This is a genomic window from Burkholderia sp. 8Y, from assembly GCF_902506145.1.
Classification (GTDB): domain Bacteria; phylum Pseudomonadota; class Gammaproteobacteria; order Burkholderiales; family Burkholderiaceae; genus Caballeronia.
On the sequence record NZ_LR733520.1, the window covers coordinates 1,239,519 to 1,262,164 of the forward strand.

At 64.2% G+C, this 22,646-nt stretch carries 21 protein-coding genes and 1 pseudogene; 10 read left to right on the forward strand and 12 right to left on the reverse strand.

Translation table 11 applies throughout. The features are described 5' to 3' along the window. Positions 1–22 precede the first annotated feature (22 nt). The 8 genes from GV035_RS16375 to GV035_RS16410 all read left to right on the forward strand — a co-directional run bounded on the left by GV035_RS16375 (position 23) and on the right by GV035_RS16410 (position 5,991). Positions 23–985 carry a LysR family transcriptional regulator gene (locus GV035_RS16375; RefSeq protein WP_159836078.1) on the forward strand — a complete coding sequence of 321 codons (963 nt, stop codon included), beginning with the start codon at positions 23–25 and terminating at the stop codon, positions 983–985. 141 nt (positions 986–1,126) lie between these two features. Beyond that, on the forward strand, positions 1,127–1,498 hold the full coding sequence (rpsF, locus tag GV035_RS16380; protein ID WP_061117413.1) for a 30S ribosomal protein S6: 372 nt from the start codon (positions 1,127–1,129) through the stop codon (positions 1,496–1,498). Between the two features lie 45 nt (positions 1,499–1,543). Continuing rightward, positions 1,544–1,843, forward strand: a complete 300-nt coding sequence (priB, locus tag GV035_RS16385; RefSeq protein WP_159836079.1) for a primosomal replication protein N — start codon at positions 1,544–1,546, stop codon at positions 1,841–1,843. Between the two features lie 2 nt (positions 1,844–1,845). Then, positions 1,846–2,121 carry a 30S ribosomal protein S18 gene (gene rpsR, locus GV035_RS16390; RefSeq protein WP_007000150.1) on the forward strand — a complete coding sequence of 92 codons (276 nt, stop codon included), beginning with the start codon at positions 1,846–1,848 and terminating at the stop codon, positions 2,119–2,121. 28 nt (positions 2,122–2,149) lie between these two features. Continuing rightward, on the forward strand, positions 2,150–2,605 hold the full coding sequence (gene rplI, locus GV035_RS16395) for a 50S ribosomal protein L9 (RefSeq protein ID WP_159836080.1): 456 nt from the start codon (positions 2,150–2,152) through the stop codon (positions 2,603–2,605). A 122-nt stretch (positions 2,606–2,727) separates the two neighbouring features. Beyond that, positions 2,728–4,116 (forward strand): replicative DNA helicase, encoded by a 1,389-nt coding sequence (locus tag GV035_RS16400; RefSeq protein ID WP_159836081.1) that lies wholly within the window; start codon positions 2,728–2,730, stop codon positions 4,114–4,116. Between the two features lie 137 nt (positions 4,117–4,253). Continuing rightward, complete coding sequence (locus GV035_RS16405) at positions 4,254–4,880, forward strand: DUF47 domain-containing protein (protein WP_159836082.1); 627 nt, start codon at positions 4,254–4,256, stop codon at positions 4,878–4,880. A 100-nt stretch (positions 4,881–4,980) separates the two neighbouring features. Further along, complete coding sequence (locus tag GV035_RS16410) at positions 4,981–5,991, forward strand: inorganic phosphate transporter (RefSeq protein ID WP_159836083.1); 1,011 nt, start codon at positions 4,981–4,983, stop codon at positions 5,989–5,991. 48 nt (positions 5,992–6,039) lie between these two features. Here the strand turns inward: GV035_RS16410 and GV035_RS16415 are convergent, their stop codons facing one another. The 12 genes and pseudogenes from GV035_RS16415 to GV035_RS16470 all read right to left on the reverse strand — a co-directional run bounded on the left by GV035_RS16415 (position 6,040) and on the right by GV035_RS16470 (position 19,579). Next, positions 6,040–6,846, reverse strand: coding sequence for an SDR family oxidoreductase (locus GV035_RS16415; protein WP_159836084.1), 807 nt, complete (start codon positions 6,844–6,846; stop codon positions 6,040–6,042). A gap of 671 nt (positions 6,847–7,517) precedes the next feature. After that, a pseudogene (locus GV035_RS16420) lies at positions 7,518–8,579 on the reverse strand (NlpC/P60 family protein); the annotation flags it as partial. A gap of 193 nt (positions 8,580–8,772) precedes the next feature. After that, complete coding sequence (locus GV035_RS16425) at positions 8,773–10,647, reverse strand: PhoH family protein (protein WP_159836085.1); 1,875 nt, start codon at positions 10,645–10,647, stop codon at positions 8,773–8,775. A 391-nt stretch (positions 10,648–11,038) separates the two neighbouring features. Continuing rightward, a complete protein-coding gene (locus tag GV035_RS16430) occupies positions 11,039–11,500 on the reverse strand; it encodes a peroxiredoxin (RefSeq protein ID WP_159836086.1) in 462 nt (153 codons plus the stop codon). A 71-nt stretch (positions 11,501–11,571) separates the two neighbouring features. Further along, positions 11,572–12,468: a polysaccharide deacetylase family protein gene (locus GV035_RS16435; protein ID WP_159836087.1), complete on the reverse strand. Its 897-nt coding sequence runs from the start codon at positions 12,466–12,468 to the stop codon at positions 11,572–11,574. Between the two features lie 8 nt (positions 12,469–12,476). After that, positions 12,477–13,523 carry a bifunctional UDP-4-keto-pentose/UDP-xylose synthase gene (locus GV035_RS16440; RefSeq protein ID WP_159836088.1) on the reverse strand — a complete coding sequence of 349 codons (1,047 nt, stop codon included), beginning with the start codon at positions 13,521–13,523 and terminating at the stop codon, positions 12,477–12,479. Further along, positions 13,520–14,506, reverse strand: a complete 987-nt coding sequence (locus tag GV035_RS16445) for a formyltransferase (RefSeq protein WP_159836089.1) — start codon at positions 14,504–14,506, stop codon at positions 13,520–13,522. The genes GV035_RS16440 and GV035_RS16445 overlap by 4 nt, the downstream gene beginning before the upstream one ends. Next, entirely contained in the window at positions 14,503–15,546 is a 1,044-nt protein-coding gene (locus GV035_RS16450) for a glycosyltransferase (RefSeq protein WP_159836090.1), read from the reverse strand. Before GV035_RS16450 ends, GV035_RS16445 begins: the two co-directional genes overlap by 4 nt. Positions 15,547–15,562: 16 nt before the next feature. Beyond that, the gene (locus GV035_RS16455; RefSeq protein ID WP_159836091.1) at positions 15,563–16,720 is read right to left on the reverse strand and encodes a DegT/DnrJ/EryC1/StrS family aminotransferase; all 1,158 of its coding nucleotides are present in this window, start codon (positions 16,718–16,720) and stop codon (positions 15,563–15,565) included. A gap of 37 nt (positions 16,721–16,757) precedes the next feature. Beyond that, entirely contained in the window at positions 16,758–17,129 is a 372-nt protein-coding gene (locus tag GV035_RS16460) for an SMR family transporter (protein ID WP_159836092.1), read from the reverse strand. Between the two features lie 85 nt (positions 17,130–17,214). Then, positions 17,215–18,888 carry a glycosyltransferase family 39 protein gene (locus GV035_RS16465; RefSeq protein WP_159836093.1) on the reverse strand — a complete coding sequence of 558 codons (1,674 nt, stop codon included), beginning with the start codon at positions 18,886–18,888 and terminating at the stop codon, positions 17,215–17,217. A 316-nt stretch (positions 18,889–19,204) separates the two neighbouring features. Continuing rightward, a complete protein-coding gene (locus GV035_RS16470; protein ID WP_159836094.1) occupies positions 19,205–19,579 on the reverse strand; it encodes an Mth938-like domain-containing protein in 375 nt (124 codons plus the stop codon). A 477-nt stretch (positions 19,580–20,056) separates the two neighbouring features. Between GV035_RS16470 and GV035_RS16475 the strand changes: the two genes are divergently transcribed. Beyond that, the gene (locus tag GV035_RS16475; RefSeq protein ID WP_159836095.1) at positions 20,057–21,295 is read left to right on the forward strand and encodes a pyridoxal phosphate-dependent aminotransferase; all 1,239 of its coding nucleotides are present in this window, start codon (positions 20,057–20,059) and stop codon (positions 21,293–21,295) included. 25 nt (positions 21,296–21,320) lie between these two features. Next, positions 21,321–22,637 (forward strand): homoserine dehydrogenase, encoded by a 1,317-nt coding sequence (locus tag GV035_RS16480; RefSeq protein WP_159836096.1) that lies wholly within the window; start codon positions 21,321–21,323, stop codon positions 22,635–22,637. The last annotated feature ends 9 nt before the right edge of the window (positions 22,638–22,646 follow it).

Consider the following 22,646-nt stretch of genomic DNA (forward strand, 5'->3'; position numbering starts at 1 on the left):
GGCTTCGCGGATGGAGACGAAGATGGACCGCTTCAAGCAGATAGAGACGTTCGTGCGCGTGGCGGAAGCCGGCAGTCTCGCGGCGGCGGCGCTGGAGGAGGGCGTGTCGCCGGTCATCCTGGGGCGACGCATCGACGCGCTGGAGAAGCGCCTCGGCGTCAAGCTGATGTATCGCTCGACGCGGCGGCTCGTCGTCAGCGAAGAGGGCGCGGCATTTCTCGACCGCTGCAAGAATCTGCTCGCCGAGTGGGATCAGGCGGAAAACGAGCTCGCGGCGGGCCGGCGCGCGGTCGGCGGGCATCTGATCGTGTCGGCGCCGGCGGCATTCGGGCGCATGCACGTCGCGCCGCACGCGCCGGCGTTCGTCAAGGACAAGCCCGAATTGCAGATGTCGTTCAATCTGACCGACCGCGTCGTGGATCTGGTGCGCGAGGGCTACGATCTGTCGATTCGCATCGGCGGAACGGTCGATCCCAACTTCGTCGCTGTGAAACTGGCGAGCAACCGGCGCGTGGTCTGCGGCACGCCCGCGTATTTTCGCAAGCACGGCAAGCCGAGATCGCTCGACGATCTCCCGAATCACAACTGTCTCGCGTTCAACCTGCAGGGCGGGCAGAACCGCGGCTGGTACTTCCGGCGCAACGGCAAGCTCGCGACTGTGCGCGTGAGCGGCAATCTCGACTGCAACGACGGCGAACTGCTGCACCGCTGGGTGTCCGAAGGGCTCGGGCTCGGCTGGCGCTCGACGTGGGAGATTCAGCGGCAACTGGCGGCGGGCGAACTCGAAACCGTGCTGGACGAATACGAACTGCCCGACTACGACATCCTCGCCGTCTACCCGCAGCAACGCTACGTGCCGGCGCGCGTGCGCTACTTCATTGATTATCTGAAGGAAATCTACGCGCAGCCGGGTTATTGGAGCCGTCCGGTCGAACCGCCCGGCGAAACGCATCGGGAAACAGCCGCACGCGCGCTAAATGATTGAAAAAACGGCGAAAGTCAGTCGGAAAACTCCGGTTTGGCTTGCTGTCTGACGGCCAAGCGGTATATACTCGCTGGCTTCTCACTTGCCGCACCGGTCCGACGCCCGGGCGGCTTATATCCAAAAGTCACACAAGGAGTGAACATGCGTCATTACGAAATCGTCTTTATCGTGCATCCCGATCAAAGCGAGCAAGTGCCCGCGATGATCGAGCGTTACAAGAGCACGATCACGTCGCACGGTGGCCAGATCCACCGTATCGAAGACTGGGGCCGCCGCCAACTGGCCTACATGATCGAGAAACTCGCGAAGGCTCACTACGTCTGCATGAACATCGAATGCGACCAGGCGACGCTCGAAGAACTGGAACACGCGTTCAAGTTCAACGACGCCGTTCTGCGCCACCTCATCGTCAAGATGAAGAAGGCCGAAACCGGCCCGTCGCCGATGATGAAGGAAGTGCAGCGCGAAGAAGCCAAGAAGGCGGCCAGCCAGCCGTCCGAAGCGCAGGCTTAAGGACAGTTCAACACTGTCAAGCCACCAGGGAACCGAAACTTACTCGTGAACCGGCTGCAACTGACAGCGAGCGTCGTGGAACGCGAACCGGTGCGATACACGCCCGCCGGCATTCCGATCGCAAGCTGCACGTTGCAACACGCGGCAGAAGTCGTCGAAGCGGGCATCGCCCGGAAGATCGAGCTGACACTGCCCGCCGTCGCCGCCGGAGAAGCGAGCGGCAGGCTGGAAAGCTGTCCGATGGGCGTCGAAACGCGCTTCACCGGCTTTCTGGCGAAAAAAGGCCGTAATTCCCGAACCCTGGTGTTTCACATCACAGAATTGCAGGACATTGGAAAGGACTGAACATGCCCCGCCCGACTGGTAAGAAATTCGACAAGCGTCGTCAGCAACAAAACCCGCTCTTCAAGCGCAAGAAGTTCTGCCGTTTCACGGCAGCCGGCGTCGAGTACATCGACTACAAGGACACGGAAACGCTGAAGGACTTCATCGGCGAAAACGGCAAGATCACGCCGGCTCGTCTGACTGGCACGAAGGCGCACTATCAGCGCCAGCTCGACACGGCAATCAAGCGTGCGCGTTTCCTCGCGCTCCTGCCGTACACCGACCTGCACAAGGCCTAATCAGACGACGCATAGGGAATAGCCAAAAATGCAAATCATTCTTTTGGAAAAAGTCGTCAATCTGGGCAACCTGGGCGACATCGTCCGCGTCAAGGACGGCTACGCACGTAACTTCCTGATCCCCGGCAAGAAGGCTCGCCGCGCGACCAAGGACGCCATCGCCGAATTCGAAGTTCGCCGCGCCGAACTCGAAAAGAACGCCGCTGAAAAGCTGGCGGCAGCGCAGGCACAAGGCGACAAGCTGAACGGCTTCACGGTTCAGATCTCGCAGAAGGCTGGCGTGGACGGCCGTCTGTTCGGCTCGGTCACGAACGCGGACATCGCTGAAGCCCTGAAGTCGCAAGGCTTCGCGGAAGTGGAAAAGGCGCAAGTGCGTCTGCCGCAAGGCCCGCTGAAGACGGTCGGCGACCATCCGGTTCAAGTGGCGCTGCACACGGACGTCCTCGTCGACGTCACCGTGTCGGTGCTCGGCGAACACGCCTAAGTTTCACGCGGAGTTCAGGCTCCGCGAGCAGTAAGAAAGGGCAGGAACCTTCGCGGGTTCCTGCCTTTTTTGTTTGTCCGATCAATACACCGCCTACCCGATTTCGTCGATAATTCCACCCCATGAACGCACCGTCCAAAGATCCGCAACTCGACGCGCTGAAGGTCCCGCCGCATTCGATCGAAGCCGAGCAATCGGTGATCGGCGGCTTGCTGCTGGACAACGCGGCATGGGACCGCATCGCCGATGTCATGTCGCAGAGCGACTTCTATCGCTACGACCATCGCATCATTTACGAGCACATCGGCAAGCTGATCGCGTCGACGCGGCCCGCCGACGTGATCACGGTCTACGAAGCCCTCACGATGGCCGGCAAGGCCGAGGAAGTCGGCGGTCTCGCGTACCTGAACGCGCTCGCGCAGAACACGCCGAGCGCGGCGAACATCCGCCGCTACGCCGAAATCGTGCGCGACCGCGCGGTGCTGCGCCGTCTCGTATCGGTGGCCGACGAGATTTCCGCCGACGCATTCAATCCGCAAGGCAAGGAAGTCCGGCAGATTCTGGACGAAGCGGAAGCGCGCGTGTTCTCCATCGCCGAAGACGGTGCGCGCGGCACGCAAGGCTTTCTCGAAATCGGTCCGCTGCTGACGCAGGTGGTCGAGCGCATCGACACGCTTTATCACACGGCCAATCCGAGCGATGTCACCGGCACGCCGACCGGCTTCGTCGACCTCGACCGCATGACGTCGGGCATGCACGGCGGCGAGCTGATCATCGTGGCGGGGCGTCCGTCGATGGGTAAGACGGCGTTTTCGATGAACATCGGCGAATACGTGGCCGTGGAGTACGGGCTGCCTGTCGCGGTCTTTTCGATGGAAATGCCCGGCACGCAACTGACCATGCGTATGCTCGGTTCGGTCGGACGGCTGGATCAGCACCGGATGCGCACGGGCCGCCTGACCGACGAAGACTGGCCGAAGCTCACGCACGCGGTGCAGAAAATGAGCGAGGCGCAGCTTTTCATCGACGAAACCGGTGGTCTCAATCCGATGGAACTGCGCTCGCGGGCGCGGCGCCTGTCGCGCCAGTGCGGCAAGCTCGGGCTGATCATCGTCGACTATTTGCAGCTGATGTCCGGCTCCGGCGGCGGCGAAAACCGCGCGACCGAAATTTCCGAAATCTCGCGCTCGCTGAAGGGGCTCGCGAAGGAGCTGGACGTGCCGGTGATCGCGCTCTCGCAGCTCAATCGCGGTTTGGAGCAGCGTCCGAACAAGCGCCCAATCATGTCCGACCTGCGCGAATCCGGTGCAATCGAGCAGGACGCGGACGTGATCCTCTTCATCTACCGCGATGAAGTCTACAACCCGGACAGCCCGGACAAGGGCACGGCGGAAATCATCATCGGCAAGCAGCGTAACGGTCCTATCGGGCCGGTTCGCCTGACATTCCACGGCCAATACACGAAGTTCGACAACTTCGCCGGCGTCCAGAGTTTCTACGGCGGCGAATAGCCCTTTTTAGCGCAGCCCTGTCAAGCCTGCTGGTGTCAGCGAGCGCGCGGCGTCCGAGCGCGGTGCGCCGGCTGCTGCGCACAGGTACAATATGTCGGTTTGATGTCAGCCTCATTGACCCATCTATCGGGACTTTCATGTTCGGTCGTTTCATGCCCACCGAGGGCAAATTCTTCGAGATTTTCAACGCGCACGCGAAATGCATGGTCGATGCCAGCCGCGAGCTCGAACTGCTGATCGATAACCTCGACGAAGCCGAGGTCCACAAGCAGAACGTCCAGACGAACGAAAAGCGTGCTGACAAGCTCACGCACGAAACCATCGATCTGTTGCACAAGACGTTCATCACGCCGCTCGATCGCGACGAAATCCACAAGCTCATCACCACGATGGACGACATCCTCGATCTCATGGAGGACGTCGCCACCGCCATTTCGCTTTACGATGTACGCGCGGTGACATCAGAGGCGAGCCAGCTCGCGCATATCTGCACGGCCACCTGTCTGCGCGTGCAGCAGGCCGTGGGTCTGCTCGAAGACATGAAGCGCGCGAGCGAAATCCTGAAAATCTGCGAAGAAATCGACCGCCTGGAGTCGGACGCGGACCGCGTGCTGCGCTCGGCGATGTCGAAGCTCTTTCGCGAGGAAGACGACGTGAAGACGCTCATCAAGCTCAAGGCGATCTACGAGCTTCTGGAGACGATCACCGACAAGTGCGAGGACGTCGCCAACATCATCGAAGGCATCGTGCTGGAAAACGCCTGATCATGCCGCCCGAGCCCGCTCGCGCAGGGCAGCTCGCGCGGCGGGCGATGACGACACAGACCGGTTTGCCGTGCAGCGCCGGTCAAAACAACACCAACTGATGCATTCGATTCAACTCGCTATCTGGGCAGTCGCCACGCTCGTCATAGTCGCACTCGTGTTCGACTTCATGAACGGCTTCCACGACGCCGCCAACTCCATCGCGACGGTCGTTTCGACCGGCGTGCTCAAGCCGCAGCAAGCCGTCGCGTTCGCGGCCGCGTTCAACGTCATTGCGTATTTCATCTTCCACCTGAAGGTCGCCGCGACCGTCGGCAAGGGAACGATCGACCCGGATATCGTCGATCACTACGTCATCTTCGGGGCGCTCGTCGGCGCGATCGGCTGGAACATCGTCACGTGGGTGTACGGCATTCCGTCGAGTTCGTCGCATGCGCTGATCGGCGGGCTGGTGGGCGCGGCGCTCGCCAAGTCCGGCTGGGGCTCGCTCAACTGGGACGGACTACTGAAGACCGTCGCGTTCATCTTTATCTCGCCGCTGCTCGGCTTCGTCCTCGGCTCGTTCTTCATGCTGCTCGTGTCGTGGCTGTATTTCCGCACGCCGCCATCGAAGGTGGACCGGCGTTTTCGGCGGCTGCAACTCGTTTCGGCGGGGCTGTATTCGCTCGGACACGGCGGCAACGACGCGCAAAAGACCATCGGCATCATCTGGATGCTGCTGATCGCGACGGGCTACGCCTCCGTCGGCTCGGACGCGCCGCCCATCTGGGTCATCGGGCTGTGTTATCTGTCGATGGGCCTCGGCACGCTGTTCGGCGGATGGCGCATCGTACGCACGATGGGCCAGAAGATCACGAAGCTCAAGCCGGTAGGCGGCTTCTGCGCGGAGACGGGCGGGGCGATCACGCTTTTCGTCGCGTCGTTCCTGGGCATCCCGGTTTCGACGACGCACACGATCACCGGCGCGATCGTGGGCGTTGGCGCGACGCAGAAGTTCAGCGCGGTGCGCTGGGGCGTCGCGGGCAACATCGTGTGGGCGTGGATTCTGACGATTCCGGCTTCGTCGGCGCTCGCCGCCGCAGGCTGGTGGCTCGGACACCGCTTCCTGTAAGCAGTGCGTTTGGCCTGCGGCCCGCGTGAGAACGCGGGCCGCGGCGCATCAGATAATCGGCGACGACACCCCGTCCATCGGGACGATCGCGCCCGACACATAACTCGCGCGGCGGCTCGCCAGAAAGAGGGCGACGTCGGCGATTTCCTCCGGTTTTGCGTAGCGCCCGAGCGGCACTTTGGCCTGACTCTCGGCAAGCACCTGATCGCGCGTGACGCCTTGCCGCTGTGCCTCCAGTTGCAGGGCTTCCTCGACGCGCTCGGTGAGCGTCGCGCCCGGATTGATCGCGTTGATGCGAATGCCGAGCTTCGCGTAGTGATGCGCGAGGCCGACGGTGTTGAGCATCAGCGCCGCGTTGGCCGCGCCGCCCGCGATATGGATGTCCGTCGCAATCTTGCCGCCCATGCCCACGATGTTCACGATCGCGCCCGGCTCCGCGCCGGGATCGTTGCGCAGGCGTTCGGCCATGCGCTTGAGCACGACCTGTTGCGGATAGACGTACGAGAAGTACTTCGCGTCCATCGCGGCTTTGTAGGCGGCGGCGTCGAGCGTATCGGGATCGTAGCGGCGAGCGGCGCCTGCGCTGTTGATCAGGATATCGATGGGGCCGAGCGCCGCGCTCGCTTCTTCGACGACGTCTTCCGCGCTGTGCGCCTCGTGCAGGTCCGCGCGGGCGAGGTGAACGTGATGACCGTCGGCGGCGAGCTGTTCGCGGGCACGGGCGAGATTCGCGGCATCGCGCGAGACGATCGCGACTTTCGCGCCTTCGCTCGCGAACGCCTTCGCGCATGCAAAGCCGATTCCCTTGCTGCCGCCCGTGATCAGCACAATCTTGCCGGCCAGTCCCAAATCCATGATCTTGCGCTCCTATCGGTTCTTTGATGCCGCTGTCGAGATGTATCGGACACGATAGCAGAGCGGGGACGCGGGGTGTGGTTCGGAGCGTTCACGCGCTTGGTGGCGCGTCAGTTGATGCCCGCAGCGAACCGGGCGATGGGGTCGTCGTTCGGTGCGGCGCGAGGCGCGGCGAGCGAGCCCGTGGACGCCCGCATTACGCGGACTGGTGCTTCGGCGGTCTCGGGCGACATGGCGGCGTGCGCAGCCTGCGCTTGTTGTCGCGCGGCGTGCGCCAGCGGCGGGGGAGGCTCGTAGGCATCGGCGGCGGCCTGAATCGGATCGGGAGCTTCGCTCGTGGAGGCGGCTGTTCTCGCGCCGGCTCGCTGGGACTGACGCTCTGCGGCGCTGATCGATGCGGGCGGTGGTTCGAAGGCGTCTGCGCCGGCGGTTGCGGTTGGCGTCTGGCGCGCGTAAGCCGAAGCCGACGATTGGCGCTGCGCCGCGCTAATCGATGCGGGCGGCGGTGCGAAGGCGTCTGCGTTGGCGGCTGCCGTTGGCGTTTGGCGGGCGTAAGCCGAAGCCGAAGCGGACGATTGGCGATGCGCGGCGCTGATCGATGCGGGCGGTGGTTCGAAGGCGTCTCCACGGGCCGCAGCGGCGGGCACTCGGCCCGCGTAAGCCGACGCCGACGATTGCCGCTGCGCGGTGCTAACCGAAGCCGGCGGCGGCTCGAACGCGTCCGCGTTGGCTGCCGTTGCAGTCGATTCGCCCGAGTAAGTCCCAGCCGACGATTGGCGCTGCGCGGCGCTCAATGATGCGGGCGGCGGTTCGAACGCGTCCCCACGGGCCGCAGCGGCGGGCACTCGGCCCGCGTAAGCCGAAGCCGACGATTGCCGCCGCGCGGCGCTAACCGATGCCGGCGGCGGCTCGAAGGCGTCGGCGCTGGCTGCCGTCGCGGTAGATCGGCGCGTGTAAGCCGAAACCGCAGCCGGCAATTGCCGCTGCGCGGCGCTAATCGACGCGGCCGGCGGCTCAAACGCGTCTGCGCTAGCCACACGACCAGGCGCTTGCCGCGCGTAAGCCGAAACCGCACCCGACGATTCCCGCTGCACCGCGCCCACCGCCGTGGACGACCGCTCCCCCGCCTCACCCCAATCCCCGCTCGTCCCAGGCGACGCCAAGTAAGTCGGCGCATCGAACGGCGTCGGCGCGGCCTTCGGCGGCGCGACGCGGCGGATGCCATCGAACCGCTTCGCCCAATACGGATTCGTCAGGTAGTCGAGTCGCACCGTGCCGCCCGTCGACGGCGCGTTCACGAAACGCAGCTTCCCCACATAAATGCCAACATGCGAATGCGGCCGCCCGGTCGTGTTGAAGAAAATCAGATCGCCGGGCGCGACTTCGTCCGGCTCGACGGACTCGCCGCGTCCGCTCATCTCGGCGGTCGTGCGCGGCAGATTCACGGACGCCGCGCGATCCACGACATAGCGCACGAGCCCGCTGCAATCAAAGCCCGCCTCAGGCGTGTTGCCGCCCCAGCGGTAGGGCACGCCGACGAGCGACATCGCCTGAATGGAGATTTCTTCGCGTCCGACACTGTGGTCGACAAAATTTGGAAAGCCCGGCGGCGGCTTATAGGCGCGCGGCGTCGTGCTGGCCGAGACCGCAGGTTTGCGCGCCGCCTGCTGCGGCGCGCTTCCACACGCGGCAAGCAGGACGGACACGACAAGCGGTAGCCAGATTCGACGCATGAGAAGACCGGCGAACGCGCTCGCCGAAGAGCAGACAGTCCGCCGATACTAGCCCGCCGCACGGCCGTGCGGCAAGACATCGTGAGGTTCCACTTTAAGATTGTGCGATAAGTGTTGCAGCTGCGGAACGCGCGGACAACAAAAAACCCGGCGGATCGCTCCGCCGGGCCGTCCTATCAAAACGTGGATGTTGTTACAAGATGTCGGAAGCGTAGTCCGCCAGCCGCGAACGCTCGCCGCGCGCAAGCGTCACGTGGCCGCTATGCGACCAGCCCTTGAAGCGATCGACCACGTACGTCAGCCCGGAACTGCCTTCGGTCAGATAAGGCGTGTCGATCTGCGCGATATTGCCGAGGCACACGATCTTCGTGCCCGGACCGGCGCGCGTGACGAGCGTCTTCATCTGCTTGGGCGTCAGGTTCTGCGCTTCGTCGATGATCACGTACTTGTCGACGAAGGTCCGCCCGCGCATGAAGTTCATGCTCTTCACTTTGAGGCGCGAGCGAATCAGTTCCTGCGTGGCCGCGCGGCCCCATTCGCCGGCCGCATCGTCGGTCTTCTGCAGGACCTCAAGGTTGTCGTCGAACGCGCCCATCCACGGCTGCATCTTCTCTTCCTCGGTGCCCGGCAGAAAGCCGATGTCCTCGCCCACAGGCACCGTCGCGCGCGTCACGATGATCTCGTTGTACCGCTTGTCGTCGAGCACTTGCGCGAGGCCGGCGGCGAGCGCCATCAGCGTCTTGCCGGTGCCCGCCTGACCGAGCAGCGTGACGAAATCGACTTCCGGATTCATCAGCAGATTCAGCGCGAAATTCTGCTCGCGATTACGCGCCGTGATGCCCCACACGTTGTTCTTGTGATGCCCGTAGTCGCGCAGCGTTTGCAGCAGCGCAGTCTTGCCGTTCAGTTCGCGCACGACCGCATGGAACGACGGCTCGCCGTTTTGCGGCTCCAGATAGACGAACTCGTTGACGAGCATGGACGAGCAGAGCGGTCCGGTCACGCGGTAATACGTGGTGCCGGTTTTCGTGTCCTGCCAGCTTTCCATGCCCTTCGCGTGCTTCGTCCAGAAGTCCTGAGGCAGCGCGCGCACGCCCGAATAGAGCAGGTCCTTGTCTTCCAGCACCTGATCGTTGAAGTAGTCCTCGGCGGGCAGCCCCAGCGCGTGCGCCTTGATACGCATGTTGATGTCTTTCGACACCAGCACGACCTGGCGATCCGGCCGCTCCTTCTGAAGCGCGCGCACGACGCCGAGAATCTGGTTGTCCGCCTTGCCGACGGGCAGCCCTTCGACCGGCTCGATATCGGTCAGCGTCGTCTGGAAGTACAGGCGGCCGAGCGCGTCGCGGTTGCCCTGCGCGGCGAGCGGAATGCCCTCCGACATCTGGCCCGCGTGCGCAACGAGCGCGTCCAGCGTGCGGCTCACCTGACGCGCATTGCGCGCGACTTCCGACATGCCTTTCTTGTGATTGTCGAGTTCTTCCAACGTCATCATCGGCAGATAGACGTCGTGTTCCTCGAAGCGGAAGAGCGAGCTCGGATCGTGCATCAGCACATTGGTGTCGAGCACGAAAAGCTTGCGCAATTCGTCCTCCACCGCGCCGCGCTGACGGCGTTTGTTTTGCGTGCGCGCGTCGTTGGCGGGCGCGGCGCTCGGGGCCGGCGTGGCGGCGGGGGCGTCGCTGCGCGCTTCGCGTTTGGCGGGGCGGGCTTCTTCGCGCGTTTCTTCGTCGTTCTGACGCGCAGCCGGCACCGGTTGCAGCAGTGCGGCGGTCTGCTTCGTGCGCCTGCCGCGCGCAGCGGGCGCGGCAGGGGCGGGCGTCTCGGCCGATGCGTCCTGCGGCGCCTGCGCCAGCACGTCGCTCGCGATGGAGCGCAGCATGTTCGCGGCGTTCGCGGAATTTGCGGCGGCAGGACGCTCGGCTGCGACGGTCTCGACGGAGCCGATCGCGTCGTCGTCGCTCGCCGCAGCCTGTTTCTTCGGCTGCTTCGAAGGCCGGGCTTTGGCCTTGTACTCTTCGGCCGGAAGGAGATGGCCGAGCTTGGCCGGGGCGGTAGGCAAAGGCATGGTGTTCCCTCGAAAGGAATCGGGTCGTGTATCGTGCGCCGCCTGTCGCATCCTGCTCGTCCGCCCGTAAGCTACGTGTGCCGCAGTTTGCGCCCGGTGGCGCGCTTCGTTGTCGAAAACGCCGGTTCGCCTAGGTTTCGATCTGCTCCTTGAGGTTGCGTCCGTCGCGTCGCGCGCGCCGCACAAGCGGCGAAAACGCGCGACACCAATAAAAAAGCCGCCGTTCCGGCTACCGGAACCAGCGGCTGACTTCTCTTTCAGAGCGCCTGCGCCGTGCCCGTTCCACGTAGCCCGGGTCCATGCCGACCGCGCCGAAAGGCGCACGGCGGCTCGCGCAAAGGCTTGAGGAATGGGGTGGACAGGCGCTCATTGCGAACCAATATAGCGTGCCTCAAATGGCTTGTACAGCCTCGACGATAGCCTCTACGTGCCCTGGCACCTTGATGCCGCGAAACTCGCGCCGCAGCACGCCGTCGGCGTCGAGCAGAAAGGTCGATCGCTCGATGCCGCGCACTTCCTTGCCGTACATCTTCTTCATCTTGATGACATCGAAAAGCGCGCAGATGGCTTCGTCGGAATCGGAGACGAGCGTATAGGGCAGTTCCAGCTTCGCCTTGAAGTTGTCGTGCGACTTCACGCTGTCACGCGAGATGCCGACGATTTCCGCGCCCGCGGCCTTGAACTGCTCGTAGTGGTCGCGAAATTGCAGGCTCTCCGTGGTGCAGCCCGGCGTGTTGTCCTTCGGATAGAAGAAGAGCACGACTTTCGTGCCGCGCAGGCTCGAAAGCGTGAACTCGCCGCCGGTGGCGGGCGCGGTGAAGTCGGGAACGGGCTGGTCGACTGCGACTGGCACGAAGGTTTCTCCTGTTGTTGGCTCGTGTGTTTCTTCTGGATTGGCGGCGCGTGCGGTCTTCGAGAGGCGCGTCAGCCCGGCTGCACGATCAGCTCGCCCGCGCGGCCCGGGATCTCGCCCCACGTCACGGGATAAGACGGCAAGCTCGCGCGGTCCAGGGTCGCATGATAGTCGCCCATCGTGGCGAAGCCGTGTCCCTGCGCGCGCCAGCCCGCAAGCAACTGCTCGAACACCGGCGCGAGTTTTTGCCCTTCGAGTTCGGCGTGCAGCGTGAACACCTGATCGTGCGGATTGTTCGCCGTATGACGCAAGACATGCGCGGCGACGTTGCGCTCGTCGACGCCGTCGACGCCGAGCACTTCGTCGAGCGTCGGCAGCGTGGTCGGCATCTGAATGTGAGCGAGCGCGCGGCCGTCGAGCACGGGAATGTACGGCGTGTGTCCGCGTCCATCGGAGGCATACCGCATGCCCCACGCGTCGATCTGCTCGAACGCATGACCGTTCATCTGCCAGCCGGCCGCGCCGTGCGTGACGGGCGGCGCCCCGAAAATCTCGACGAAGCGCGCGTGACTCTGCTGCATCTGGCCGACGGTCCACGCGCGGTCGCGCGAGCGCACGTTGTCCTGCCAGTACACGTGGTCCCACGTATGGATGCCGCACTCGAAGCCGGCTTCGTGGATCGCGCGCATCTCCGATACCGCGCGCCGGCCGATGTCCGGCCCCGGCAGCAGCACGCCGTACATCAGCGTCTTGATGCCGTAGTGCTCCACCACCGACGTGCGCGACACTTTCTGCAGGAAGCCGGGCCGGAAGACGCGCCGCAGCGCCCAGCCCGTGTGATCGGGTCCGAGGCTGAAGAGGAACGTCGCGCGGGCGTTGTACTTGTCGAGCAGACGCCCGAGGTTCGGCACGCCTTCGCGCGTGCCGCGCAGCGTATCGACGTCGATCTTGAGGACGATGCGGGCCACGCGCTGTCTTACGCCTGTTCGACCAGCTTGCGGGCTTCGCCCACATGTGCGCGATACGCCTCGAAAATCTTGCGCAGCGCGTCGTCCATGGTGGCTTGCGGCGCCCAGCCAAGCTCCTGCATGGTGTTGTCGATCTTCGGCACGCGGTTCTGCACGTCCTGATAGCCCGCGCCGTAATACGCGCCTGACGAGGTTTCGACGAGCTGCACCTGCTTCGCCGTGTCCGCATACTCGGCGAACTCGCCCGCGAGCGCGAGCATCTTGTGCGCCAGTTCGCGTACCGAGAAGTTGTTCTTCGGATTGCCGATGTTGTAGATCTTGCCCGTCGCCACGCCGCTCTTGTTTTCGATGATCTTCATCAGCGCGCCGATGCCGTCGTCGATATCCGTGAACGCGCGCTTCTGCGCGCCGCCATCCACGAGACTGATGTTTTCGCCGCGCACGATATGGCCGAGGAACTGCGTCACCACGCGCGACGACCCTTCCTTCGGCGTGTAGATGGAGTCGAGGCCCGGGCCGATCCAGTTGAACGGGCGGAAGAGGGTGAAGTTCAGCCCCTCCATGCCGTAGCCCCAGATCACGCGGTCCATCAGCTGCTTCGAGCACGCGTAGATCCAGCGCGGCTTGTTGATGGGACCGTACGAGAGCACGGATTCTTCCGGATCGAACTGCTCGTCGGTGCACATGCCGTAGACCTCGGAGGTCGACGGAAACACCAGATGCTTGCCGTACTTCACGGCCGAACGCACGATCGGCAGGTTCGCCTCGAAGTCCAGTTCGAACACGCGCAGCGGCTGCTTCACGTAGGTCGCGGGCGTGGCGATGGCGACGAGCGGCAGGATCACGTCGCACTTCTTCACGTGATACTCGACCCACTCCTTGTTGATCGTGATGTCGCCTTCGAAGAAATGCATCCGCTCGTGATTCGCGAGGTCGCCCAGGCGATCGGTTTGCATGTCCATCCCGAAGACTTCCCAGTCGGTGGTTTCGAGGATGCGCTTGGACAGGTGATGGCCGATAAAGCCGTTGACGCCCAGGATGAGAACTTTTTTCATGAATGACGAGAGGATTGAATGAGTCGGCCGAATTCGGCGGTGTCAACGGTGCGTTCTTCGCCCACGGGTTGGGACGCGCTGTCGAGCAGCCGATGCCGCAGCTCGTACACGGCGATCACGCGGCCATCGCCGCAGACGCCAAACAGCGCATTATCCGTCACCGTCAGCCCCGGCGGCAAACTGGCCATTGCCGCGAGCCGCGCGTGCGGCAGACCGGGCGCGCCGGTTTGCGGGACGAGCCGCGCGCGCGCCACGATGAAGCGATGCTCGCCTATATCGGTGAAGGCGCCGGGATAAGGCGGCGCGACCGCGCGGATCAGGTTGTAGACCCGCTGCCCCGGCTGCGTCCAGTCGATGCGGCCGTCTTCCGGCTTGCGTCCGCCGTAATAGCTGCCGGCCGCGAGGTCGTTCGGCAGACGCGGCGCGTCGCCCGCGAGCAGGGCGGGCAGCACGCGCCAGAGCGTCTGCTCGGCGGCGACGACGGTTTTGTCGAAGACCTGCGCGGCTGTATCGTCGGGCAGGATCGGCACGGGCGTTTGAGCCACGATCGCGCCGGCGTCGGGCTTTTCCGCCATTTCGTGCAGCGTCGCGCCGGTTTCGGTCTCGCCGTTGAGCACTGCCCAGTTCGTCGGCACACGGCCGCGGTACTTCGGCAGCAGCGAGCCGTGCATGTTGTACGCGCCGCGCTTCGCGAGCGCGAGGAGCGCGACGGGCAGCATGTGCCGGTAATAGAACGAGAAGATGAAATCGGGCGCGGCTTTCGCCACGGCTTCCTGCACGTCGGACGCTTTCGGATCGGCGGGCGTGATGACCTCGATCCCGCGTTCCGCCGCAATCTGCGCGACGCTGCCGAACCAGATGTTCTCGCTCGCGCTGTCCACGTGCGTGACGACGAGCGCGACATCCACGCCGCGCGCGAGCAGCACTTGCAGACAACGCACGCCGACGTTGTGATATGCGAAGACGACGGCGCGCGGCTTCATCGCGCCTGTTCCTCGCGGCCGATGACGGCGGCGGCGACCGGCTGCACCGCTTCCTGCATCGGCTTGTTGGCGATGGAAAGCCCATCGCGTTGTTCGAGGATCGTCTGCACGAGATAGCGCGGGCGGGCGCGCACCTGCTGATAGATGCGGCCGATGTATTCGCCGAGCAGCCCGAGCGCGAAAATGATGACGCCCAGCATGAAGAACGTGATGGCGAACAGCGTGAACACACCCTGAACTTCCGCGCCGAACATGAAGCGGCGGATCAGGAGCAGCACGAAGAGGCCAGCCGATCCGACCGACAGAATGACGCCGATGAACGACAGCCATTGCAGCGGCACCACCGAAAAGCCGGTGACGAGGTCGAAATTCAGGCGGATGAGGCTATAGAGCGAATACTTCGATTCGCCCGCGAAGCGTTCCTCGTGCGCGACGTCCACTTCGATCGGATTTTGCGCGAACGTGTACGCGAGCGCCGGAATGAACGTGTTGATCTCGCCGCAGCGGTTGATCGTATCGATGATGTGCCGGCTGTACGCGCGCAGCATGCAGCCCTGATCGGTCATGCGAATCTTCGTGATGCGCTCGCGCAGACGGTTCATCGCGCGCGACGCCTTCTTGCGCCACAGGCTGTCCTGGCGCTGCTGGCGAATCGTGCCGACGTAGTCGTAGCCCTCGCGCATCTTCGTGACGAGCTTGCCGATTTCCTCCGGCGGATTCTGCAAATCGGCGTCGAGCGTCACGACAATCTCGCCGCGCGACTGCTCGAAGCCCGCGAGAATCGCCATGTGCTGGCCGTAGTTGCCGTTGAGCAGGATGACGCGCGTCGTGTCGGGGCGCGCATGGAACTGCTGCGCGAGGAGCGCCGCCGATTTGTCGCGGCTGCCGTCGTTGATGAAGATGACTTCATACGACGCGCCGAGCGCATCCAGTGCCGGGTACAGACGCTCGAAAAGGGCGGCGAGACCGGCCTCCTCGTTGTACACCGGGATGATGACCGAGACCTCGGGCGAATTCGCCGGAAAATCCGTATGACTCATGTGGCTGTGCGTTTCCTTAACGATTGTGTCCATACTGCTCGCAGATTTCGTCGACGGACTTCGCGACATGCGCGACATCGTCCGCGCTCATGCCGGGGAAGAGCGGCAAGGTCACGGTGCTCGCACCGAAGCGTTCCGCGTGCGGGAACATGCCTTCCCTGAACCCGCGCTCACGATACAGCGTGAACAGATGCAGCGCCGGATAATGCACGCCGCTGCCGATGCTGCGCTCCTTCAACTGCGCCATGAATTCCGCGCGCGTGAGGCTCAGGTTCTCGAGCGGCAGCGCGATCTGGAACATATGCCAGTTGCTGTCAGCGAAGTTCTTCACCGGCAGCCCGACGCCGAGCCGCACTGCCGCGCCGCCTTCGAACGCGTCGAAGTAGAGACGCGCGAGTTCGCGGCGCCGCTCCGTGATCGATTCGATCTGGCGCAGCGAACCGAGACCGACGCGCGCCGCGACGTCCGTCAGATTGTATTTGCCGCCCAGCACGTCGCAGTCCATGCCGTCGAAGCCGGTGCGCGTGATGCCTTGCAGCCGGTATTTGCGCGCGAGCTCCGCTTCGTCCTCGTTGTTCATCACGAGCGCGCCGCCTTCAATCGACGTCACGTTCTTGTTCGCGTGAAAGCTGATCGAAATCAGATCGCCGAACGAGCCGATGCGCTTGCCGCCCCAGCTTGCGCCGACGGCCTGCGCCGCGTCCTCGATCACGCGCAGCTTATGCGCGCGCGCGATCTCGTACAGCCGGTCCATGTCGACCGGCAGGCCGGCCAGATACACCGGAATGAGCGCCTTCGTGCGCGGCGTGATCGCGCGTTCCAGCAAGTTCAGGTCCACGTTGCGCGTGACCGGGTCGATATCGACGAACACGGGCGTCGCGCCCACTTCCAGAATGACGTTCGCGGTCGAGACCCAGGTCATCGGCGTCGTGATGACTTCGTCGCCCGGACCGACGCCCGCGATGCGCAGGGCGATTTCCATGGTGCAGGTGCCGGAATTGAACGCGCGTACCGGGCGGCCGCCGAAGTAGGCCGACAACTCCGCTTCGAACTGCTGATTCTGCGGGCCGGTGGTGATCCAGCCGGAGCGCAGCACGTCGACGACGCCCTGAATGGTCTCTTCGTCGATCTCCGGCTTGACGAAGGGCAGGAACGGCCGCGAGGTCTGAGTCATGGAGTGTTTGCTTAAAGATGGTGGAGAGAATCCGGGGTCAGCCGCGCGCCAGCACGGCCACGCCGACGAGGATGATGCCGATGCCGACGAGCCGCTGCACCGACAGCACTTCGCCGAACAAATACCATGCCGCGAACGCGTTGACGACGTAGCCGAGCGAGAGCATCGGATAGGCGATCGACACGTCCACGCGCGACAGGCCGACGATCCACACGACGACGCTCACGACATAGCACGCGAGGCCGCCGATGATAGGCCACTGCGTCGCGATCTTGAAACCAACGGGCAGAATGTTCGCCGGCGTCATGTCGAAATGGCCGACGGCATTGACGCCCGCCTTGAGCAGCAACTGGGCGCACGCGTTCAACAATACGCCGATGACGATGCAAGTGAGGGAAATCGGGTTCATCGATGAAGAATAAGGATACTCGGTTCGCCGCCGGATGCCGAACGGCCGTGCGCCGGCGGCATCGTGGCGGAAAGGCGCCGCGCCATCAAGGCTGCGGCTTTTCGACAATCACGCGGCGCGCGTCGCGGGCGATGACCTGCATCGGCACGTGGCGCGCGACCATTTCGTCATAGCGCGACGGCGGCAGAAGCGCAAGCGCGTAGCGGTGCGCGTCCCATTGCCGGACCCAGTCGTCGAGCGTCGGCAGCCACTTCTGCGGCTCGGCATGAACGCCGAAATTCAGCTCGTCGGCTTCCTGGACCATGATCATCGTATGGCCGAGGTAGAAGGGCATCGTGTGATCGAGCTTCGCGACCGAATAGAACGGCGTGTCGGGCGGCAGTTTCGCCATCGCGGCCTTCACGGCGGGAACGAGCTTCACGCCCGAGCTGTCGGTGCCGAAGACGTCGTGCCCCGTGCCGGCGATCGTGCCGAGCAGCAGCCACGCCGCGCCGAGTCCCGCCGCGCCCGCGAGCACGCCGCGCCGGTTCAGCCACACCGCGACGAGCGTCACGACGAACGCGACCGCGAGCCCCGCATATACCCACACCTGAAACGCGCGATATAGCGCGTTCGGCGTATTGGCGCTGCCGGCCCGGCCGATGAAGATCGCGCCGAACGCCGCGGCGATCAGGAACACCGCGTAGCCGATCAGATGCCGGCGATACTGGCTGCGCGTGAGCGACGGCAGATAGAGACCGAGCACGAGCGCGAGGGCCGGCGCGATGGGCAGCACATAGGAAATCAGCTTCGAATGCGACGCGCTGAAGAACACGAAAATGAACGCCGACCAGATGAGCAGCAGTGTCACCGGCGCGAAGCCGTTCGGCTGGCGCGGCGTCTGGATGCCGTGCCGCACGCTTTGAAACGCGATGGACAGCCACGGCAGGAAGCCGACGATCAGCACCGGCACGAAGTAATAGAACGCGCCGGGGCGGTTCTGCTCGGGCGTCAAATAACGCTGGAACTGCTGAACGATGAAGAAGAAATTGAAGAATTCGGGATTTCTCATCTGCACGAGCACGAACCACGGCGCGGCGACGACGAGAAACACGATCAGCCCGCTGCCGATGTAAAGCCGCTTCCATAGCGCCCAGTCCCGCGAAACCGGCGAGTAGAGAACCAGCACCGCGCCCGGCAGAATCAGGCCGACGAGACCCTTCGAGAGCACGGCGGCGGCCATCGCGGCCCAGCAGAGCCACATCCACAGGCGCACCTGCCGCGTCGGCAGACCGGGACGCTGCGCGAGCAGCAGCGCGCAGAGCGTCACTTCCATCCAGAACGATAGGCCCATGTCGAGCGTGTTGAAGTGGCCCATCAGGTTCCAGTACGGGCACGTCGCGAGGATCACGGCGGCGGCGAAACCGGTCATCGCGTTGAAGACGCGCGTGCCCGTGTAGCCGACGAGCAGCACGCCCGCGAACCCGGTGAGCGCCGTATAGAGCCGCGCCTGCCATTCGCCGATGCCGAAGCACGCGAAGGTCAGCGCGTTCGCCCAGGTCTGGAGCGGCGGCTTTTCGAAGTATTTGTAGCCGTTGTAGCGCGGCGTGATCCAGTCGCCGGTCACGAACATCTCGCGCGCCATTTCGGCGTAGCGGCCTTCGTCGCTCGGCACCAGATGACGCAAGCCGAGCGGCGCGAACCAGACGATCGCGAGCGCGAGTACGAGAAGAATGAGCGAAAGACGTGTGAGCGGTAGCCGCGAAGGCGTATCGTTCATGAAGTCGACCTGTCCGATGCCGCTATCTGCGGCGCTAGTGAAACGAAATGGCTTGGGGCATACCGAGGCGCGATGTTGACCCCTCGCGTGCTCAGGCACGTATTCGCCGTGCGAGTTCGTTCTCGACGGGCAAGCGCGTGCGGGAAGCGGTGTCGCGCCCGCCGCGCCAAGGCTGGCCGCGCGACGCGCGCCGGGCGGGAGTGTATCGCACGGACAGCCGCGATTCGTCAATTTGGCGCACGGAAAGGCGTGCGCGCCGCCCGTCGACGCCGCGCGAGTGTGCCTCACGCGGGCTTATCGGACGCTTAATCCGCGTTCAGGCTTCGATCAGCAGCGCCGCAGCCACGCGCCGGCCCTCGGACATCAGAATGTTGTAGGTCCGGCAGGCCGCGCCGAAGTCCATCGTCTCGACGCCGATGTGATGCTTCGCCAGCTTCGCGATGAGGCGCGGATGCGGAAAGCGCAGCTTCGAGCCGCTGCCAAAAATCACGACCTCCGGCGCGGCGGCGACGAGGGCATCGAAATTTTCGGGAGTGAGCGAGTCGAACGCGGCGACGGGCCAGCTTTGCACGGGCGCATCCGGCACCACGATCACGCTGCCTTCGTGGCGCTGGAGATTGACGGCCACGAAACCTTCGCCGTAGCTCGTGATGGTGTTGAGGGCGCCGCTGGATTCCTGATGAAGTTTCAAAACGATGATCCGGCAAGGGAAGAGGAGGCAGACCCGGTTCCGGCTGGCGAAGAGCGGCCGATCCGGCGCCGCGCTATCAGACGGCGGGTCGTTGCCGCCGTTGGTGCATTGCGGAACTGATCCATAATCAGTAAATTATAACTTTCCGGCCGCCGGCTTCGCTTGCGGCGCCCGTTGCGTTTCGCGTGCCGCCACAAGCCGCCATCGACTCGCCATCCGGCCGGCAGCGCCCTCGCCCTATCCGGCCCGGCGTCATTCGCGGCGCCGGCCATGCGTGCAGTCGAACGCCTTGGTCGGCCGCACCACGCCGCAACACCCCGTTTTGCTCGATCGCTGCCTTTTCGTCCATACTTCGCCGATGCTTTCGAAGCCGTGCCGCGCGCCCGGAAGGCAATGTGCGGTGGCCGCATCGGCGCCCGCATCAGCAGTCGCAAATCAGCGCACCCGACAGTCCGTTCATCACCAGAGCCGCTAGCCGTGAAACCGATTCTTAAATCCAACAAGCTGCAAAACGTCTGCTACGACATTCGCGGGCCCGTGCTCGAACACGCGAAGCGTCTCGAGGAAGAAGGGCATCGCATCATCAAGCTGAACATCGGGAATCTGGCGCCGTTCGGCTTCGAGGCGCCGGACGAGATAATTCAGGACATGATCCGCAATCTGCCCGGATCGTCGGGCTATTCGGACTCGAAAGGCGTGTTCGCCGCGCGCAAGGCGATCATGCACTACACGCAGCAAAAGGGCGTGACGGGCGTCGAACTGGACGACATCTTCATCGGCAACGGCGCGTCCGAGCTGATCGTGATGGCCATGCAGGCGCTCTTGAACGACGGCGACGAAGTGCTTCTGCCCGCGCCCGACTATCCGCTGTGGACCGCGGCCGTGAGCCTCTCCGCAGGCACGCCGCGCCATTACATGTGCGACGAAGGCAACGGCTGGATGCCCGATCTCGACGATATCCGCGCGAAGATCACGCCGAACACGAAGGCGCTCGTCGTCATCAATCCGAACAACCCGACGGGCGCGCTGTATTCAGACGAACTGCTGCTCGAACTGATCGGCATTGCGCGCGAGCACGGTCTCATCATTTTCGCGGACGAGGTCTACGACAAGATCGTCTACGACGGCAAGACGCATACGTCGATGGCCGCGCTGTCCGAAGACGTGATCACGGTCACGTTCAACAGCTTGTCGAAGAGCTATCGCTCGTGCGGCTATCGCGCGGGGTGGATGGCGATTTCCGGGCTCATCGAGGAGAACCGTCGCCGCGCGAAAGACTATCTGGAAGGGCTCGGCATTCTCGCGTCGATGCGCCTGTGCCCGAACGTGCCCGGCCAGTACGCCATTCAGACGGCGCTCGGCGGCTACCAGAGCATCAACGACCTGATCGTGCCCGGCGGGCGGCTCTTCAAGCAGCGCGATCTCGCGTACGACATGCTCACGGCCATTCCGGGCGTGAGCTGCGTCAAGCCGCAGGCGGCGCTCTACATGTTCCCGAAGCTCGATCCGAAGATGTACCCGATTGCCGACGATCAGCAATTCATCACGGACCTGCTGCTCGAAGAACGCGTGCTGCTCGTGCAAGGCACCGGCTTCAACTGGCCGACGCCGGACCATTTCCGCGTGGTCTTCCTGCCGAACATCGACGATCTGGCCGATTCGATCAACCGCATCGCGCGCTTCCTCGACGGCTATCGCAAACGGCACTCCGCTTAATTTCCCTTTATAAGACTCGCGCAGTATGGAACCGATCAAAGTAGGACTCTTGGGCTTCGGCACGGTGGGCAGCGGCACCTTCACGGTACTGCAACGCAACCAGGAAGAAATCAAACGACGCGCGGGCCGCGGCATCGAGATCGCGCGTATCGCGGTTCGGACGCCGGCCAAGGCGAAGGCCGCGGAGGGCGTCGCGATTACCGACGACTTCCACGCGGTCGTCGACGATCCTGCCATCGATATCGTGTGCGAAATGATCGGCGGAACGGGCTTCGCGCGTGAACTGGTGCTGCGCGCGATCGCCAACGGCAAGCATGTCGTGACCGCGAACAAGGCGCTGCTCGCGGTCCACGGCACCGAGATTTTCGAAGCGGCGCGCGCCAAGGGCGTGATGGTCGCGTTCGAGGCGGCGGTCGCGGGCGGCATTCCGATCATCAAGGCGCTGCGCGAAGGGCTGACCGCGAACCGCATCGAGGCCATCGCGGGCATCATCAACGGGACGACGAATTACATACTTTCGGAGATGCGCGACCGCGGCATCGACTTCGCGACCGCGCTTTCGGCCGCGCAGGAGCTGGGCTATGCGGAAGCCGATCCGACCTTCGATATCGAAGGCGTGGACGCCGCGCACAAGATCACGATCATGAGCGCGATTGCGTTCGGCGTGCCGGTGCAGTTCGACCGCGCGTACGTGGAGGGAATCAGCAAGCTCGCGGCCATCGACATTCGCTACGCGGAAGATCTCGGCTATCGCATCAAGCTGCTCGGCATCGCGCGGCGCACGGAAAAGGGCATCGAGTTGCGCACGCATCCGACGCTCGTGCCGGAAAAGCGTTTGCTCGCCAACGTCGAAGGCGCAATGAACGCGGTCGTGGTGCACGGCGACGCGGTCGGCATGACGCTCTACTACGGCAAGGGCGCGGGCGCGGAGCCGACGGCTTCCGCCGTGGTCGCCGATCTCGTCGACGTGACGCGGCTGCATACCGCCGACCCGGAGCATCGCGTGCCGCATCTGGCCTTCCAGCCGGATAGCCTGTCGAACACGCCAATCCTGCCGATCGACGAAATCACGAGCGGCTACTACCTGCGGTTGCGCGTGGCGGATGTCACGGGCGTGCTCGCCGACATCACGCGCATTCTCGCGGACAAGGGCATTTCCATCGACGCGCTCTTGCAGAAGGAGTCGCAACAGGTCGACGGCGCGCACGAAGGCGAGACGGACATCATTCTCATCACCCACGAGACGGTGGAGAAGAACGCGAACGCCGCGATCGCGGAGATCGAGGCGCTCGCGACCGTGGTCTCGAAGGTGACGAAGCTGCGCATGGCAGCCCTCAACTAAGCGCAGGAA